Source organism: Lipingzhangella halophila (assembly GCF_014203805.1).
Lineage (GTDB): Bacteria > Actinomycetota > Actinomycetes > Streptosporangiales > Streptosporangiaceae > Lipingzhangella > Lipingzhangella halophila.
Map to the genome: position 1 here is coordinate 5,214,800 of NZ_JACHJT010000001.1, position 17,547 is coordinate 5,232,346.

General features: G+C 70.9%; 15 protein-coding genes. 5 read left to right on the forward strand and 10 right to left on the reverse strand.

The features are described 5' to 3' along the window. Positions 1-362 precede the first annotated feature (362 nt). From pcrA to F4561_RS23680, 4 genes are all read right to left on the reverse strand, one after another. Positions 363-2,663, reverse strand: a complete 2,301-nt coding sequence (pcrA, locus tag F4561_RS23665) for a DNA helicase PcrA (protein WP_184584097.1) — start codon at positions 2,661-2,663, stop codon at positions 363-365. A 120-nt stretch (positions 2,664-2,783) separates the two neighbouring features. Continuing rightward, positions 2,784-3,056: a hypothetical protein gene (locus F4561_RS23670; protein ID WP_184581722.1), complete on the reverse strand. Its 273-nt coding sequence runs from the start codon at positions 3,054-3,056 to the stop codon at positions 2,784-2,786. A gap of 89 nt (positions 3,057-3,145) precedes the next feature. After that, positions 3,146-3,817: a response regulator gene (locus tag F4561_RS23675; protein WP_184581724.1), complete on the reverse strand. Its 672-nt coding sequence runs from the start codon at positions 3,815-3,817 to the stop codon at positions 3,146-3,148. A gap of 82 nt (positions 3,818-3,899) precedes the next feature. Beyond that, the gene (locus F4561_RS23680; protein WP_184581726.1) at positions 3,900-5,105 is read right to left on the reverse strand and encodes an ATP-binding protein; all 1,206 of its coding nucleotides are present in this window, start codon (positions 5,103-5,105) and stop codon (positions 3,900-3,902) included. Between the two features lie 215 nt (positions 5,106-5,320). Between F4561_RS23680 and F4561_RS23685 the strand changes: the two genes are divergently transcribed. The 3 genes from F4561_RS23685 to F4561_RS23695 all read left to right on the forward strand — a co-directional run bounded on the left by F4561_RS23685 (position 5,321) and on the right by F4561_RS23695 (position 7,671). Continuing rightward, positions 5,321-6,733, forward strand: coding sequence for a PspC domain-containing protein (locus F4561_RS23685; RefSeq protein WP_312885634.1), 1,413 nt, complete (start codon positions 5,321-5,323; stop codon positions 6,731-6,733). After that, the gene (locus F4561_RS23690) at positions 6,720-6,929 is read left to right on the forward strand and encodes a hypothetical protein (protein WP_184581730.1); all 210 of its coding nucleotides are present in this window, start codon (positions 6,720-6,722) and stop codon (positions 6,927-6,929) included. The genes F4561_RS23685 and F4561_RS23690 overlap by 14 nt, the downstream gene beginning before the upstream one ends. Before the next feature lie 202 nt (positions 6,930-7,131). Then, the gene (locus tag F4561_RS23695) at positions 7,132-7,671 is read left to right on the forward strand and encodes a hypothetical protein (protein ID WP_184581732.1); all 540 of its coding nucleotides are present in this window, start codon (positions 7,132-7,134) and stop codon (positions 7,669-7,671) included. A 118-nt stretch (positions 7,672-7,789) separates the two neighbouring features. Here F4561_RS23695 and F4561_RS23700 read toward each other — a convergent pair whose 3' ends face one another. Beyond that, a complete protein-coding gene (locus F4561_RS23700) occupies positions 7,790-8,554 on the reverse strand; it encodes a crotonase/enoyl-CoA hydratase family protein (protein ID WP_184581734.1) in 765 nt (254 codons plus the stop codon). 16 nt (positions 8,555-8,570) lie between these two features. Continuing rightward, positions 8,571-9,344 carry an SDR family NAD(P)-dependent oxidoreductase gene (locus tag F4561_RS23705; protein WP_184581736.1) on the reverse strand — a complete coding sequence of 258 codons (774 nt, stop codon included), beginning with the start codon at positions 9,342-9,344 and terminating at the stop codon, positions 8,571-8,573. A 207-nt stretch (positions 9,345-9,551) separates the two neighbouring features. Here F4561_RS23705 and F4561_RS23710 point away from each other — a divergent pair, with 207 nt between their 5' ends. After that, a complete protein-coding gene (locus F4561_RS23710) occupies positions 9,552-9,896 on the forward strand; it encodes a TFIIB-type zinc ribbon-containing protein (protein ID WP_184581738.1) in 345 nt (114 codons plus the stop codon). A 6-nt stretch (positions 9,897-9,902) separates the two neighbouring features. Next, positions 9,903-10,607, forward strand: a complete 705-nt coding sequence (locus F4561_RS23715; protein WP_184581740.1) for a P-loop nucleotide/nucleoside kinase family protein — start codon at positions 9,903-9,905, stop codon at positions 10,605-10,607. A gap of 142 nt (positions 10,608-10,749) precedes the next feature. Here F4561_RS23715 and F4561_RS23720 read toward each other — a convergent pair whose 3' ends face one another. The 4 genes from F4561_RS23720 to F4561_RS23735 all read right to left on the reverse strand — a co-directional run bounded on the left by F4561_RS23720 (position 10,750) and on the right by F4561_RS23735 (position 17,349). Further along, positions 10,750-11,973 carry a VWA domain-containing protein gene (locus F4561_RS23720; protein ID WP_184581742.1) on the reverse strand — a complete coding sequence of 408 codons (1,224 nt, stop codon included), beginning with the start codon at positions 11,971-11,973 and terminating at the stop codon, positions 10,750-10,752. Between the two features lie 71 nt (positions 11,974-12,044). Further along, on the reverse strand, positions 12,045-14,357 hold the full coding sequence (locus tag F4561_RS23725; RefSeq protein ID WP_184581744.1) for a DUF5682 family protein: 2,313 nt from the start codon (positions 14,355-14,357) through the stop codon (positions 12,045-12,047). After that, entirely contained in the window at positions 14,357-15,469 is a 1,113-nt protein-coding gene (locus F4561_RS23730) for an ATP-binding protein (RefSeq protein WP_184581746.1), read from the reverse strand. Before F4561_RS23730 ends, F4561_RS23725 begins: the two co-directional genes overlap by 1 nt. 317 nt (positions 15,470-15,786) lie before the next feature. Beyond that, positions 15,787-17,349: a DUF5691 domain-containing protein gene (locus F4561_RS23735; protein WP_184581748.1), complete on the reverse strand. Its 1,563-nt coding sequence runs from the start codon at positions 17,347-17,349 to the stop codon at positions 15,787-15,789. Positions 17,350-17,547: the final 198 nt, after the last annotated feature.

Genomic DNA, 17,547 nt, shown 5'->3' on the forward strand with positions numbered 1-17,547 from the left:
CAACAAACCAGCGCCGTTCCCTTGGGAGTACCCCCACCCTAACCCGCCACCCACAGTGCTCAAACCACCGAGGGCCGCTGGGTCGAGTAAGGGATCCGGACACTAGCGGGAAACGACCCGCTCGTCGTCCGGTGTTTTCTAGTTTACCGCACTTTTACGCTGCTCTGGACGACTCCGGACTGGCTCCGGTCTGCCTCGGGCAGCTCCGGCCCTGTTTCGGACGGGTAGGCCACATTGCTCGTGTCGCCACGCGCCCGTCGTTCAGCGCCAAAACCTTGTAGCGCGTCAGGCCCGCTCATTATTCCCGGGGCTCCCGATCACCGAGCACCCAGGCTCCACAGCTTCTACAGCTTCTACAGCTTCTACAGCTTCTCGACTGGAGCGAACTTGACCAGGAAGTCCTTCTCGCCGATGTCAGCACCGAAGTCGATGCGCGCCTTGGTCTTGTCGCCTGTGCCCTCCACGAGCAGCACTGTGCCGAGGCCGAACGACTCGTGGTTGACTTTGTCGCCCGGCGTGAGCGTAGGAACGTCCCTGGCTTCCTTCCCCGACGGAGGCCGGGTTCGCGCCCGGGCCGGGGCGCCGCCGAACGACGTCTCGGAACGGCGCCAGTCGACCAGGTCCTGCGGGATCTCGTCGAGGAACCGCGACGGCGGGTTGTACGAGGGGGTTCCCCAGGCGCTCCGCACCGCCGCCCTGCTGATGTACAACCGCTCCTGGGCTCGGGTGATTCCCACGTAGGCCAGCCGCCGTTCCTCCTCCAGCGCCGTCTTGTCGCCCAGCGTGCGCATGTGGGGGAAGACCCCGTCCTCCATACCGGTGAGGAACACCACCGGGAACTCCAACCCCTTCGCGGCGTGCAGCGTCATCAGGGTGACGACCCCGCCGCCTTCGGCCGTGTCCGGGATCTGGTCGGTATCGGCCACCAGGGAGATCTGCTCCAGGAAGTCCACCAGTGTGGGCCCCTCGTCCTGCCCCGTTTCGGCGGGCGCGGACGCACCGTCGGGTTCGTCGGCATCGTTGTCCTCGGCGTAGAGCGGACCGGAGAAGGTGTTCTCGAACTCCCGCGCCACCCCGACGAACTCCTCCAGGTTCTCCACGCGGCTCTCGTCCTGGATGTCCTTGGAGTTCGCCAGCTCCGACAGGTAACCGGTCCGCTGCAACACCGCGTCGACGACCTCGGCCGGCGTGCTGGTCGGGGCCAGCTCCTCCAACTCCTCCAGCAGGGCCACGAACTCCCGGACCGCCTTCAGGGACCGCGTGGCGATCCCCGGGGCCTCCTCAGCCCGGCGCAGCGCCTTCGCGAAGGAGATCCGCTCACGCGCGGCGAAGAGCTCGATCGTCTCCTCGGCCCGGTCGCCGATCCCCCTCTTGGGCACGTTCAGGATGCGGCGCAGGCTCACCGTGTCCTCGGGGTTGGCGAGCACCCGGAGGTAGGCGAGGACGTCCCGGATCTCCTTGCGCTCGTAGAAGCGCACCCCACCGACGATCTTGTACGGCAGCCCCGTGCGGATGAACACGTCCTCGAACACCCGGGACTGGGCGTTGGTCCGGTAGAACACCGCCACCTCGCCCGGCGTGCACGCACCCTCGTCGGTCAGGTTGTCGATCTCGCCCACGACGAACGCCGCCTCGTCGTGCTCGTTGTCGGCCACATAGCCGGTCAGCGTCGGGCCGACTCCCTGCTGAGACCAGAGGTTCTTGGCGGGCCGCCCGTCGTTGCGCTCGATGACGGCGTTCGCGGCGCTGAGGATGTTCTGCGTGGAGCGGTAGTTCTGTTCCAGCAGGATCGTCCGCGCCTCGGGATAGTCGCGCTCGAACTCCAGGATGTTGCGGATGGTCGCGCCGCGGAAGGCGTAGATGGACTGGTCGGCGTCGCCCACCACGCACAGCTCCGGGCGCGGGACGGTGGGGGCCTCGCCGCTCGCGTCCTCGCCGGTACCCACCAGCTCGCGCACCAGCACGTACTGGGCGTGGTTGGTGTCCTGGTACTCGTCGACGAGGATGTGCCGGAACCGCCGCCGGTAGTGCTCCGCGACGTCGGGGAACATCTGCAGCAGGTTGACCGTGATCATGATCAGGTCATCGAAGTCCATCGCGCCGGCCTCGTGCAGCCGCTGCTGGTACAGCGTGTAGGCGCTGGCGAGCTTCTTCTCCTGGTCGGTCTGCGCCTGCTCGTTGTAGGTCTCGTAGTCAACGAGTTCGTTCTTCAGGTTGGACACCTGCGCGGAGAACGACTTCGGCGGGTAGCGCTTGGGGTCCAGGTCCAGTTCGCGGCAGACCAACTGCATCAACCGCTGGGAGTCGGCCGCGTCGTAGATGGTGAAGCTGCTCGGGTACCCGAGCCGGCTCCCCTCGCGGCGGAGGATCCGCACGCAGGACGCGTGGAACGTCATCACCCACATCGCATTGGCGACGCGCTGGCCCAGCAGCCCTTCGATGCGCTCGCGCATCTCCGCGGCGGCCTTGTTGGTGAAGGTAATCGCGAGTACCTCACCGGCGCGTACACCGCGCTCGGCCAGCAGGTAGGCGATGCGGTGGGTCAGGACCCGGGTCTTACCGGAACCCGCGCCCGCAACGATCAGCAGCGGGCCGCCAGTGTGGGTCACGGCATCGCGCTGCGGGACGTTGAGACCTTCGAGAAGCTGCTCTTGGACCGACACGGCATCCAGGCTACGGGTGCTCACGAGTGCCCGTCCCCCCACTCACAAGAGCCCCCTCGTACACGGCGGTCCCCGCGCGATTGGCTTCGCCGCTACCGGAGAGGGGCGCCGCCCTGCGGGTCATGCCGTGGCGATACCGGCGAGGATGGAGGCGGCGACCGCGAGCAGTGCGACACCGAGCGCCGCGCAGACAGCGGTGCGGCCACCGCTCATCGGCGCCGTACCAGGGGCGGCCGGGCGGTGCTGGCCGGCCCCTGCGGGGCGGCGGGCGCCCCGTGCGTAGCTCACCGCCAGGCCGACGAAGCACAGCCCGCCCAGCAGCATGAGCACGAAAACCGTCCACTCGGCCGCGCCGGGCGGCACGCTCAACCAGTTCAGTTCGATATGGGGCACGGGTTCCGCCTTCGACGCACGTTTCCGCGGATCCTAGACGCCGCCGGCCGCCCCGGGAAAGGGCCGGGCCGGTCTCCGCCCCTCACGGGTCAGAGCAGCTTGCGCGCGGTGGCCCAGCGGCTGAGTTCGTGCCGGTTGGAGAGCTGGAGCTTGCGCAGCACCGAGGACACATGGGTCTCGACCGTCTTCACCGAGATGAAGAGCTCCTTGCCCACCTCTTTGTAGGCGTAGCCGCGCGCGATGAGGCGCAGGACCTCGCGTTCCCGCTGCGTGAGGCGGTCGAGTTCGGGGTCCATCGGCGGGGAGTCGGTGGCCGCGAACGCGTCCAGGACGAAGCCGGCGAGGCGCGGTGAGAAGACGGCGTCGCCGTCGGCGACCCGGATGATCGCGTCGGCGAGCTCCTTACCGGAGATCGTCTTGGTGACGTACCCCCGTGCGCCACCGCGGACCACGCCGATGACGTCCTCGGCGGCGTCGGACACCGACAGCGCGAGAAACTTGATCTCCGGGTACCGGGCCAGCACCCGGCGCAACACCTCGACCCCGCCCCCGCCCGGGAGATGGACGTCGAGCAGCACGAGGTCGGGCTGGTGCTCGCTGATGACGTGCACCGCGCTGTCGACGTCGCCTGCCTCGCCGATGACGTCGACCGCGTCGCCGAGCTCTCCGCGTACTCCGCTCCGGAAGAGCCGGTGGTCATCCACGATGACCACACGCGGTGCCGTTGCGCCCGCGCCGAACGTCGTCTTCTCGTCTGCCACATCTCGGACCCTACCGATATCGGCAGCGCAACGGCAGCCCGCTACACCGCTCCGGCCGGATCCGGCCCGCACTGGGGCCCGTTCACTCCGACCGCGTGGCGAGCGGCATACGCAGCTGGACCTCGGTCCCCTCTCCGGGCGCGGTACGGATGCGGGCGCTACCACCGTGCCGTTCCATCCGGCCGATGATGGAACCGCGCACGCCCATGCGGTCGTCCGGGACGGCGTCGAGGTCGAACCCCCGACCGCGGTCCCGGACGAAGACGGCCACCTCCTCGGGCTCGACCTCGCAGAACACCGAGATATTCGTCGTGTCGGCGTACTTGGACGCGTTGACCATCGCCTCCCGGCTCGCCCGAAGTTGGGCGCGGACGCCGTCGCCGACCGGCCCGTCGCCCACGCAGACCACCTCGATCGGCACCCCGTGCGCTTCCTCCACCTCGGCGGCCACGCGTTCCAGTGCGGGTTTGACGGTGCTGTCGGCGTCGGCCGGCCGCTGGTACAGCCAGCTACGCAGCGCCCGTTCCTGGACACGGGCCAGCCGCTGCACCTCGCGCGGGTCATCGGACCGGCGCTGGATGAGGGTCAGTGTGTGCAGCACAGAGTCGTGGATGTGTGCCGCGAGTTCGGCGCGTTCCTGGTTCCGGATGCGTTCGCGGCGCTCCCGGTCGCGCTCGCGGACCAGGACCACGATCCACGGCGCGGCGGTCAGGGCGATGCCGACGATCAGGGTGAGCGCGAACGTCAGCCCCGTACGCGCCTCCGCGAGCTGGTCCTGGAAGACCAGGAAGCCGATGACACCGATGAGGATGAGCAGGACGCCGATCCCGGTGCGCAGCCACCCTCTCTTGCTGTGGAGGGGCTTCGCGGCGACCAGCTCGTCCCGGAGCGTGGGGTTGGCCTGCCGCCACAGCATCGCCGCGCCGAGCGCGCCGAACACCAGGAACCAGAGCACCGGGTCGAGCGTCAAGCCGGAGAGGAGGAGCAGCAGCGCCCCCACGACCCCGGCGAGGGCGAGATACCCGAGCAGCTGGCGCCGATCGCGACGCGGCCGGGGTTCCCCCCCTTCCTCGGTGGGTGGCGCGTCCTGGGGACGCACCGGTACGAAGTACAGCAGTACGGCGTAGATGACGATGCCGATCCCAGAGAACCCCAGTGCGGCGAACGCCAGTCGGGGCACGAGCGCCGGGATGCCCAGGTGTTCCGCCAACCCGGCCGCGACCCCGGCGAGCACCCGCCCATCGCGCGCGCGGTAGTAGCGCGGCGTATCGCCGGCCGTCTCGGTCAACGGTGTGCCTTCCCCTCCTCGTCCGTACCCTCCCCAGAATGCCCCTCGGCCGACGCGGCGACATCAGGGACGCGCCCCCTGGACTGTCCGGTGCTGGCTCAGGGTGCGCTCAGGGTCGTCCCGGATGGGAATGACCGCCGGTGAGAGCCGACGATGGGACTGTAAGGGAGGCGTGGTGACTGACCGTGGCAGACGAGCGAGATCCGACTGACGACGTGGAAACGCAGGAGCCGGGAGCGCCCAGCTCGGATGGCTTGGCGGAAGGGGGCCACGGTCGGGAGCTCCGCAAGAATCCCGAGGCCGGCGTCATTACGGGGGTTTGCGCCGGCCTCGGGGAGTTCACGCGAGTGGACCCGGTCGTGTGGCGGACCGCGTTCGCGATCACCGGCCTCGCCAGCGGTACCGGACTATGGCTCTACGGCGGCGCATGGCTGCTCATGCGCAGTTCCGAGGGCGGGCCGGCAATGGCGGAGCAGCTTCTCGACCGCCGGTTCGCCCCCGAGTCCGTGCTGACACTCCTGGGTTTGGCCCTGGCCTCGGCGACCGCGCTCAGCCTCATCGGCGGCATCAGTGGGGGGACACTGATGCTCGCGACCCCACTCATCCTCGGCGGGCTCACGGCGCACAGCCGCGGCATCGACCTGAAACAGGCGCTTCGCGACCTCCCCGCACAGCTGAAGGCGAAGGAACCGCCCCCCGTCCCGCCCAAACCAGAACCGGCACCGACCTACTACAACCCCGCTCAGCCGTGGGCGGCGGCCCCCAGCGGGCCGGTCGACCTCTCTGTCATCGCGCACCAGTCCGCTCAGGACACGGCGGAGGACAGCGGGGAAGAGAACGAGGAAGAGGAAGAGGACCAGGATGGTGAGCACACCGCGACGGAACGGGCCCGGATCTCCGCACAGCGAGCACGGGAGCAAGCACGGGAGACGACCGAGAGGCAGCGAGAGCGCAAGAAGGCCAGGCGGCGCGAGCGTGGCATCCTCCTGTTCACCCCAGTGTTCTGGGTCATCGTGGTCGCCGGCATCATCTTCGGGGTCTCTGGGGAGCACCCGTTGTCCGCACTGCTCGGCCCCGTATTCCTGGGAAGCGTTGTCACCGTCATCGGGGCGGCCCTGCTGGCCGGAACCTGGTTCGGCGACCGGCGCGGCCTGGTCAGCCTGGGTGCCCTGGTGACCCTGCTCGCGATCGCCACCACCAGCACGGATCTGACCAGCCTGCGGCTCGGCTCGGAGCACTGGCGTCCCGCGGCGCCCGCCGAGGTGCGGGAGTACCAGCTCGACGGGGGCCAGGCGGAACTGGATCTCACCGCGATGGAGCTGGAACCGGGCGAGCGTGTCGACGTTAGTGCGGACGTGCGCTTCGGGGAGGTCAAGGTGGTGGTCCCGGAGACGGCGCGCGTCGACGTGCACGCCACGGCGGCGTTCGGCAGCGTCCTGATCGGTGACGAGCGGTGGTCCGGTGGCAACCTCGATGTCCGCAGGGCCATGGAACCCGGCAGTACGGGAGGGGCGCCGGAAGACGCGGAACGGGAACAGCCGGACGAGGGCGGGGCCGAGCCTGCCGAGCTGAACGTGCGTCTGATGTCCCACAGTGCCGATATGGAGGTGCGGCGTGTCGCGCGTTAGGAAGACCGACTGGGCCGCGTTCGTCGCCGGCCTGCTGTTCGTCGTGCTCGGCGGGATGTTCGTCGTCAGTGGCACATCGGAGTGGGGAGTCACAGCGACGTGGCTGTTGCCCGTGCTCGCCATTGGGCTGGGAATCGTCGCGATCACGCGTGCCCTCACTCGTTCGCGGGGCCGCGACCACGATCCGCAGACCTGACCGGCCGGGGATGCCGCCTTCCGGGAACTTCGATCAGTGCCGCGTCCCACGCGTATCCGACATTGCCCCGGAGTCTGGGTAATGAACTCGCATAATCACCGCGAGTCGCATTCAAGTTACTTTATGAATATGGTCGCATGATCCCGACGATGGCGCTCGCCACGTTCCCGAGCCCCGCTCGCGCCATCGCCGGGAGGGGAAGATGAAACGGCCATTATCCGGGGTAACCGCCGCCGGACTCGTGTCGATCGCCGTGGCCAGTGGTACGGCCGCCGTGTACGCAGCGGACGGCCGCGAACGCCCCGAGCCCGCACGGAACGCGGCCGAGGACGGGGTCACCACCGATTCGCTGGACGACAGCCTCGCCGGGTACGGCGTGTACAGCTACCAGCCCGCCGAGGACGAGGACAACGCGCAGAGCGGCGCGGACGGGCAGCCCGGGGCCTCCGACGACGAGCCCGCGGGATCGAAGGGATCCCAGGAGAGCGGCGAGACCACCGCCGCGGAGCGGCCGCACGCGCCACCGGACACGGGCACGCAGGACGACGCCGCGCCCGGGGAGCGCACCGCACCGGAGGCGGACCCCGGGGAACGGCCCGGTACGGGGTCCGCGGTCGCCCAGACTCTGCCGGTCACCGGCGGCCCTCCCACCGTGCTCGCGGCGCTCGGCGCCGCGGCGCTCACCACCGGCGCCGCCCTGCTCGGACTTGCGCGCCGGCTGCGTTACCAACCGCGCCACTGACCCAACGGGCAGTGCTCTGGCCAGAGCGGAAGCGCTCGCGTCCACTCTGGCCAGTAGCCGTGCGGCCCCCGGAACTCGCACCCGTCCCGAGCGGGCCCGGGTCGCCGAGTCGCGGTTCCTACTCGCCGCTCCAGTTGGGCGCGCGCTTCTCGGCGAACGCGGCGGCGCCCTCCATGGCGTCCTTACTGGAGTAGACCGGCGCCATGACCTCGTCCTGGCGGTCCCACATCTGCTCACTCGACCAGTCGCCGGACTCGACAATGACCCGCTTGGACGCGGCGACCGCCAGCGGGGCGTTGGCGGCCACGCGGGCCGCGAGGTTCTGTGCCCCCTCCAGCGCGCCGCCACTCGCGGTGACCTTGTTGACCAGCCCAAGCTCAGCGGCGCGCGGGGCATCGACATAGTCGCCGGTGAGAGCGAGCTCCATCGCGATGTTCCGCGGGATCCGGTTCTGCAGCCGGAGCAGCCCGCCGCCTCCGGCGACCAGGCCGCGCTTCACCTCGGGAATGCCGAACCGGGCGTCCTCGGCGGCGACCACCAGGTCGCATCCCAGGACCACCTCGAACCCGCCGGCGAGGGCGTAACCCTCGACCGCGGCGACCAGTGGCTTACGCGGTGGGCGCTGCGCGAACCCAGCGAACCCGCGTCCCTCAACAACGGGAACCTCGCCCTGCATGAACGCCTTGAGGTCCATCCCGGCGCAGAACGTGCCGCCGGCGCCGGTAAGGATCCCGATTGTCAGGTCCGTGCGCGTGTCGAGATCGTCGAGTGCTTCGGCAATCGCGTGGGCGGTCGCGGCGTTGACCGAGTTCTTGGCCTTGGGCCGGTTGATCGTGATGACGGCGACGCCGTCCTCGGTGGTGTAGCTGACCTCATCGCTCACGATGGTCTCCTCCGCACTACTTCGGTGGCATGCGCAGGCCACCGTCGATCCGGACGACCTCGGCGTTGATGTAGCTGTTCTCCAGCAGCGACCGGACCAGGTGACCGAACTCCGCCGGGGTTCCCAGGCGCTTGGGGAACGGCACCGGCGAGGCCAGGTGCTTCTTGAACTCCTCCGCCTCGGGCCCCTGACCGTAGATGGGGGTGTCGAGGATCCCCGGCGCCACCGTGTTCACCCGCACGCCGGCAGCGGCGAGGTCGCGCGCGGCGGGCACCGTCATGCCGATGATTCCGCCCTTCGAGGCGGAGTAGGCGATCTGGCCCACCTGCCCCTCGACGCCCGCCACGGAGGCGGTGTTGACGATCGCGCCGCGCTCGCCGTCCTCGCCGATCCTCTCGGTCCCGGATATCGCGGCGGCGGCCAGGCGCACCAGGTTGAAGGTGCCGATCAGGTTGACGTCGATGACCTTCTTGTAACTGGCGAGGTCGTGCGGCTGACCCTCGCGGTTCACCGTGCGCGTGACCCACCCGATACCGGCGCAGGCGACCGCGACACGCAGCGGCTTACCGGTGTCGACCGCGGCCTGCACAGCGGCCTCGACCTGACCCTCGTCGGTCACGTCGGTGGCCACGAAACGGCCGCCGACGCTCTTGGCCAGCTCCTCACCGCGCTCGGCGTTCAGGTCGGCGATGACGACGGTCGCACCAGCGGAGGCCAGCTCCCGCACGGTGGCCTCGCCAAGACCACTCGCGCCCCCGGTTACGAGGGCGGATACTCCATTCAGCTCCATGCGCGGCACTCTACAGATTCGGCGCCCACCCGACTAGAACGGGGTTCGGGTGTCGCCGCAATCAGCGAAACACCCAATCCCGGACATCGGCCGCGCGCGACGGATTCCGGCGCCGGACGCGGGACCACCTCCGCCTCCCTGCCCCCTCTGACCACAACGGATGGCGGAACGGTGGATGTCCGGGCCATCGCTGAGTAGCCTGTCACCGTGACTTGTCCAAAGTGCCAGGGCCAAATGCAAACCTTCGACCGCCAGGGAGTCCACATCGACCGCTGCGGCGACTGCAGCGGGATCTTCCTCGACAGGGGCGAACTGGAGCAGCTCGTCGACGCCGAGCAGAAACACAACAGCGCCCCGCCGCCCGATCCCGAGATGCGGCAGCAGCCACAGCCGCAACCGCAGCGCCCCGCCTACGGCGGGTACCGGGACTCGCCGCGGCCGTACCGCTCCTACCCCGACTCACCGAAGCCGTACGGTTCCTACCCCGATTCCCCGAAGCCCTACGGGCAGCGCCGGCGCAAGAAGAGCTTCCTTGAGTCGCTGTTCGACTAGCCGCCAGTGCACCCCCTGATCTGCGGGCGATGCGGCGCGCTGGCGGAGGCGCCGCTCGTGGAATCCCCTCCTGCGGTGCTTGTCTGCCAGGCGTGCGAGCACCGGCAACCGTTCCGCCGCCTGCCCCTGTGGTGCGTCACCGGTCCCAGCGGCACCGGGAAGTCCACGGTGTCCCGCATCCTCGTGGAGCGGCTCCAGGAACGGTTCGTCGTCCTGGAGCAGGACGTGCTGTGGCTCCCCGGTCTGCGCGACCCGGCCGGAAACCACCGCGCGTTCCGTTCGGCGTGGCTACGTATGGCCGCGATGATCCACCAGAGCGGTCGTCCGGTCGTGCTGTGCGGCACGGTGGCCCCACCGGAGCTCGAACCGCTGGATGAGCGCGTGCTGTTCTGCGACATCCGTTACCTCGCGCTGGTGTGCGAGCCCAACGTGCTCGCGGAACGGCTGCGCGGCCGGCCTGCCTGGCGGGCGTGGTCGGAGGAGCGCATCGAGGAGACCCTCGACTTCAACGCGTGGCTCCGCGACACCGCCACTGAGCTGACTCCTCCGGTGAAACTGCTGGACACCACGCACGAGCCGGCCACAGCGACGGCCGAACGCGTACAGGCGTGGCTCGACCAGCCGGCCGAAGCCCCGCCACCCGAGGAACCGGCCACCGCGCCGGAAGCGGCGGCGGGCGGCGACGCGCTGGAACCGTGCGACACCCCCTGATGGCCGGTGCGTGCGCGCTGGCCGGGGGGCGGACAGCGCGGCTTCGACCGGCGCCTACCCCGGTCCCGATACCCGCGCGGGTGGCCGGCACCGCTGACAGCGGTGTCGGCCACCCGCAACGGGGACCCGCCGGCGCCGCCCGTCAGTCCTGATCCTCGCCCTGATGGCGCTCCACCCACGCCGTGAGCGGCTGGCCCTGGATCGCGGCGGCCATCAGCTCGGGGAACGCCTCGGGCGTGCAGGCGAACGCGGGGACGCCCAGCGCCGCCAGCGCCGCGGCGTTCTGCCGGTCATAGGAGGGAGCGCCCTCGTCGGAGAGCGCGAGCAGCACCACCACCTGCGCGCCCGACGCGGTCAGCGCGGCCACCCGCTGCAGCATCTCCGCACGGATACCGCCCTCGTAGAGGTCGCTGATGAGCACGAAGACCGATTCGGACGGCCGGGTGATGAGCCCCTGGCAGTAGGCGATCGCGCGGTTGATGTCCGTTCCGCCGCCAAGCTGGGTGCCGAACAGCACCTCCACCGGGTCGGTCAGCTCCTCGGTCATGTCCACCACCGAGGTGTCGAACACCACCAGTGAGGTGCGCAGTGTCCGCATCGACGCGAGCACCGCGGCGAACACGCTGGAGTACACCACGGAGGACGCCATGGACCCGCTCTGGTCGATCGCCAGCACAACATGTCGCTGCACGCCCTGGCTGCGCCGCCCGTACCCGACCAGGGTCTCCGGCACGATGGTGCGGTGCTCCGGCAGGTAGTTCGCCAGGTTGCGCCGAATCGTGCGGTTCCAGTCGATGTCGGCGACCCGGCGCGGCCGGTGCGTGCGCGACGAGCGGTCCAGCGCGCCCTGGACCACCGAACGGGTCTTGTCGCGCAACCGGTTCTCCAGGTCCTGCACGACCCGGCGCACCACACCGCGCGCGGACTCCCGGGCCTCCTGCGGCATGACCCTGTTCAGCGAGAGCAGCGTGCCCACGAGGTGCACGTCGGGCTCGACCGACTCCAGCATCTCGGGTTCCAGGAGCAACTGGCGCAGACCGAGCCGCTCCATCGCGTCCGTCTGCATCACCCGTACAACGGGGGAAGGGAAATAGGTGCGGATATCGCCGAGCCACCGCGCGACCTTCGGTGCGGAGGAGCCCAGCCCCGCCGTGCGGTCGTTGCCGGACCGGCCCTCACCGCCGTCCTTGCGGTCGTACAGCGCGCCCAGCGCCTCGTCCATTCGGGCATCGGTGTCGCTCAGGCCCGCGCTCGCGCTTGCGCCCTGCTGAGCGGCGGCGCCACCGAGCACCAGCCGCCAGCGCCGCAGGCGTTCGTCGGGTTCGGATGCCGTGCCGGTGTCTGCGGGGGACTCGGCCGTCGTCATCGTGGCTACCTCGGTTCAGCGTTGTGGTGTGCTGGTTCTGGAGTGGCGCCGGCACGTCCGGGAAGCACCGCTCACCCACCGATAACCGCGGCCACGGTGGCAACCGCCGGGGCCGCCCGCTGCGTGTCTAGTTGCGGACCGGTGCTCGCGTGCTGGTCCCCATTGGCCCGCGCTACGCGGGGCCGGGCCACCGACTCGCCGATGGCGCGCCGCTCGGGGGCGGCGAAACCGCCGAAGGTCCGCCGCAGCAGCGGGAGGACGCTGGTGAACGCGTCGGTGGACAGCTCGGCGAGCCAGGTGTCGATCACGGCGAGCAGCTCGTGGTCGTGGACCAGGATCAGACCGCTCCCCGAGAGGAACCCCTCCAGCCAGGCGGCGGCGTGCGCGGGATCACCGGCACGCGAGACGGTCAGTCCCAGGCGGCGCCGCACGGTGGCGGAGTCGAGCCGCCCGGAGTCGTGCAGGATGCGGTGCGCCCGCCCGGCCACCAGCCCCGGGGCCGCCTCTCGGGTGGCCAGGGCGTCCAGAGCGTCCAGCCACCGCCGTTCCGCGTCCGCGCCCAGCAGGGGCGAGGCGGTGTGCACGGCGTCCACCAGACCGACCATGGTCTCGGCCGCATCGTCGTCCAGGTTGACGACGGCCGGCGCGAGCCCGGCGCACACCCGGCGCAGCAGCTCATCAGCCACCTTGTGCAGCGCAGCCGCGTCGGTTCCGCGCACGTCGCCGTAGCGCGACGACCGTGCCAGCGGCGGCAGCGCCCCCATCAGGTGGGTGACGTCGCGATCGACCGCGGCGCGCCGCGCCACGGCGTCGAGGACCTCGGGCAGGGCGTCGGTGAGCTCGGCCAGCAGGCAACGCTCGGTGAGGTCGGTGAGCCCGGGCAGCTCCGCCGAGTCGGCGATGTCGTGCGCCTTGGCGGTGGCGGCCCCGACCAAGGTGGTCCCCCACCGGCTCGCCTCGATGAGAGAGACGTCGAGTTCCGGGGACCACTGGACCGTCCACGACTCCCGGAACGTGCCGCGCGATCGCACCTGGTCGCGCGCCGGAACTCCCCACTCGACCCCGATCAGCCGCAGCCGGTGCAGCAGGACGCTGCGCCCGCGCTGCCGCTCCTTGCGCAGGTCGAGCGTTACCTGCTTGCTCAGCGCCTCGGGTTTGAACTGCAGCGCGCGCTGTGTGGCGGCGAGATCGCGCTGCAGCGGAACCATGGGCGTGTCCTCGGGCACCGAGCCGAGCCGCTCGCCCACCACCATGCGCTGGTGGACCAGCCGGGCGCGCGCCTCCTCGCCCTCGCACAGCACCGCGCTGGTGGCCTCGGCGACCTCGGACAGTCCGGCCAGCGGCCGGCCCCGCACGGTCGCCAGGGTCTCGGCCAGCCGCACTGCTTCGATGACATGCGCCGAGGAGACCGGCTGGTCCTCCTCGCGCAGCACCCGCGCCGCGTCGGTGAGCCAGCGGTGGATCGGCCGGTCGGACGCGGTGAACAGGTGGTGGTACCAGCCGGGCGCGGTCACGCCCGCCCCGTAGCCGCTGGCGGAGGCCAGCCGGCCGTGCGTCCAGGGGACCCACGTTGCCGTTGTCTTCACCTTGGGCAGGCCGCGCAGCAGGGCCCTGTCTGCGGTGGCCGTTGTCGCCTGCAGGTCACTGAGCGCCGGAGCGTGCCACGCCCCGCACACCACGGCCAGCCGCTCGCACCCCTCCTTGAGCGCGGCGCGCATGGTTTGGCGCATGTGCGCCTCGCGGCGCGCCTCGCGTTCGTCGGGTTCGGGCGCCAGCTCGGCGCGCACGGCGGTCATGGCCTCGGTGATCGCGGAGAAGGGTGCGGGCTCGCTGTCGCCGCGCTGCTCGATGACGTCGTCCCACCACCGTTCGGCGTCGTCGTAGCCGGCGGCCTCGGCCAGCACGCCGAGCGGGTCGAGCCGGGCGCGCCTTTTCGCGTCGTTCTCGGCGCCACCGGGGTCGTCCGGGCTGTCCGGCTCGCCGGGCGCGCCCGTGTCGTCGCCGTCAGCGTCGGTGGTGCGCTTGCCGTCCTTGTCGTGCCGCTCGGCCAGGGTGACGCTGGCCGGGAGGTCGCAGAACCGCACTGGAACGCCGTGGTCGTTGGCGTAGCGCAGCGCCTGCCACTCGGGGGAGAACACCGCGAACGGCCAGAACGCGGACTTCGCCGGTTCGTCGGGCTGGTACGCGAGCAGCGCCACTGGCGGCTCCGTGCCGCCCACCAGGCCGGTGAGGGAGTCGGCCTCGGGTGGACCCTCGATCAGGACGGTGTCGGGCTTGAGTTCCTCCAGGGCGGCGCGCACCGCGCGGGCCGAGCCCGGCCCGTGGTGGCGGATCCCCAGGATGTGGACACTCCCGGAGGCCGCCCGCGTTGTGGTGCCCGCCATCAGGCGCTTTCCTCGCGGCACGCGCGGTAGAAGTCCCGCCACTCGGCGCGCTCCCGCACAACGGTCTCCAGGTACTCGTCCCACGCCACGCCGTCGGAAACCCGGTCCTGCACGACCGCGCCCTGGATCCCGGAAGCGACGTCGCCCGGCGTGAGCTGGCCGTCACCGAAGTGCGCCGCGAGCGCGATGCCGTTGGTGATCACCGAGATGGCCTCAGCGGTGCTGAGCGTGCCGCTGGGCGACTTCACCTTCGTCTTGCCGTCCTCGGTCACCCCGGAACGCAGTTCCCGGAAGACCGTGACCACGCGCCGGATCTCGGTGATGCTCGCCGGAACCTCGGGCAGGTCCAGCGACCGGCCGAGCTGCTCGACCCGGCGGCTGACGATCTCGACCTCGTCGTTGGCGGAGTCGGGAACCGGCAGCACCACCGTGTTGAACCGGCGCCGCAGGGCGCTCGACAGGTCGTTGACGCCGCGGTCGCGGTCGTTGGCGGTGGCGATCAGGTTGAACCCGCGCTGCGCCTGCACCTCGGTGCCCAGCTCGGCCACCGGCAGGGTCTTCTCGGACAGCACGGTGATCAGCGCGTCCTGGACGTCGGACGGCATCCGGGTGAGCTCCTCGACCCGGGCGATGGAGCCGCGCGCCATGGCGGTCATGATCGGGCTGGGCACGAGGGCTTCCTCGGATGGCCCCTCGGCGAGCAGCCGGGCGTAGTTCCAGCTGTAGCGGATGGCCTCCTCAGCGGTACCGGCGGTGCCCTGCACCAGCAGCGTGGAGTCGCCCGAGATCGCGGCGGCGAGGTGCTCCGACAGCCAGGTCTTTGCGGTGCCGGGCACGCCGATCAGCAGCAGCGCGCGGTCGGTGGCCAGGGTGGAGACGGCCACCTCGATCACCCGGCGGGCTCCGATGTACTTGGGGGTGATCTCGGTGCCGTCGGCCAGCGTGCCGCCAAGCAGGTACTGGGCGACGGCCCACGGGGAGAGGTGCCAGCCCGGAGGGCGCTGCCGGTCGTCGGACTTCGCCAGCGCCTCGATCTCGGCGGCGTAGGTCTGTTCCGCGTGTGGCCGCAGCGCCTCGGCGGCGGACGAGGACAGGGGGGTGGCAGCGGTCAACGGATCTCCTTGTGCATCTCGTGGCAGGAACCCGCGGTGTGGCCGTCAGGCGGGCTTCCATGGGGACATTCTCCGGGGTGGGGACGACATTTGCGGTCCGGTTCGCAACGCGGTCAAGCGCGCGGGTGGCATGGCCGAAGACCAGCTCAGGGCGGCCGCGGCGGGTGGGTCCGGGGTGTCGGGCAACGCTGCCCGGTTCATCCCCGCCAGCGCCGCGGACAGCAGGCGCCGCCACGTGTCGGCGCTCGGCGAGGCGTCCTCGGTCACGGTCTCGGGCCTCCCAATCCGGGGCGGCGCCGAACACTGCGGCGCACCGGTCACCCGAACTCCGCGTGCATCTCGTGCCGGAACCGCAGTGCCGCCTCCAAATGGACGACGGAGGTGTCGGTCTCGGCCGACACGGGGGTGTAGCGCTCGTACATGGCGGGCGGCATGGCGAGGGACGCCTCGTAGCAGAGCTGGGGCAGGGAGTTGTTCCGGCTGTCGGGCACCGCCCATTCCGCGATGAGCTCGGCGACGCGCTCGCTCAGCTCCTCGGTCCAGTTGGGGCCGGCGAGCCCGATAAGACCGGAGTAATGGCCGTGGAGCGCCCTCTTGGGTGCGTCCGCGAGCATGCGCGCCACATGAGCGCACCGCTCCTCGACCGGCAGGAGGCTCAACAACGTCCGGAAATCGGGGGTCTGGCCGCGCCGTGCCCGGGGGCTCTGGTTGAGCACCGCGATCGCGGGCAGCAGGGCGCGGGCCCACTCCGGGTCCTCCTGGACCCTGGCGGCGTTGGCGAGACCGCTGAGCAAGTCCCACTCCTCAGCCTCGGCGGCGAGCGCCCCGATCTCGGCCGGGGACACTCCCAGCTGCTCCGGCCAGAAGCGCAATGGAGTGTGCGTGACCAGCGCCCACAGCCACTCACCGCTCACATCGGTGGAATCCTTCCCCTTGGCCCTGGTGACCAGCGCCAGGTCACGCGCGAGACCGGAATCGGTGGGCTTTGGCGCGGCCACCCGCAGCGGGTGGTCCCCGCCCCTGTTGGGGGCGCCCCGCCACACGTAGTGTCGCGCGTGCGCGCACAACCGCTCGGCGTGCGCGCTGCTGGGCAGCCGTGTCACAAGGGCGAGGGCCGTGCCGCGCACGGTGGCGCCACGGTCGTCGAGCGCCCGCTCCAGGAACGGCTCGTCCTCCGCGCTCAGGTTGGTCTCCAGCGTCAGCAGCAGCTCGCGGCGCCGTTCAGCCTTCTCGCCGGACCACACCTCTTCGAGTAGCTCACGGGCGCGGGCCGGTTCCTGAGCCCGCGCGGCCGCAAGGGCGCGACGCCGCTCAGCATGGGTGCCGTGCTCCCAGACCCCCGCGTCGAACCGGTCGTCGGGGGCACTGTACTCGGTGACGTAGTGCCACTTCGGGTTGAACTGGGCCAGCCACCGGCCCCGCGTCCCGGCGGTGGCGACGATCGCCGGGCGCAGGTCCCGATCGGCGTATCCGGCGTCGAGCATCCGCGGGATCGTGTCCGCGGGGAACCGCATTTCCCGGGCGGCGGCGATGTCCAGCCACTCCGAGAGCAGCCGTTCCCCCATGCCGTTCGTGTCCTGCAACCCGAACCTGGTGTAGTCACCGGCCAGCACGGCATCCAGCCGCCGCGCCGCGGCGTCGGGGACCGCGGGCTTGTCTGCGGGAGCAGGCGGCAGGGGCGTGGCCGTTCCCGGGACGTAGCCGGCACGCTGCTGGACCGTCGCCGCCGCGGCGCGATCCAGCAGCTCCGCGGCGCGCTCGCTCGCGGGTGCGCTCGGAAGTCCCGGAGTCTCCGGTACGGCGCGCCGGTTGACGCCCACCAATGCTGTGGAAACCAGCTGCTGCCACGTGTCGGTGCGCTGCGAATCCCCCTCGGTCACGGGGTCCCACCTTTCGTCTCGGGTCGAGGGTGCCGCGTTCGTTCGCGGTTCGCGCCCGCCGCCCGGGCGGCCGTTGGATGCGGTCGGGTCAACCTCGGCGGCGACGGCCGCCTGCCCTGGTCGTGGCGCAGGGCGCGAGACACGGCGCCGCCGTTGCAGTCACAGCTCACCCGTGTACGGCCGGGACGTCGCCGGGGA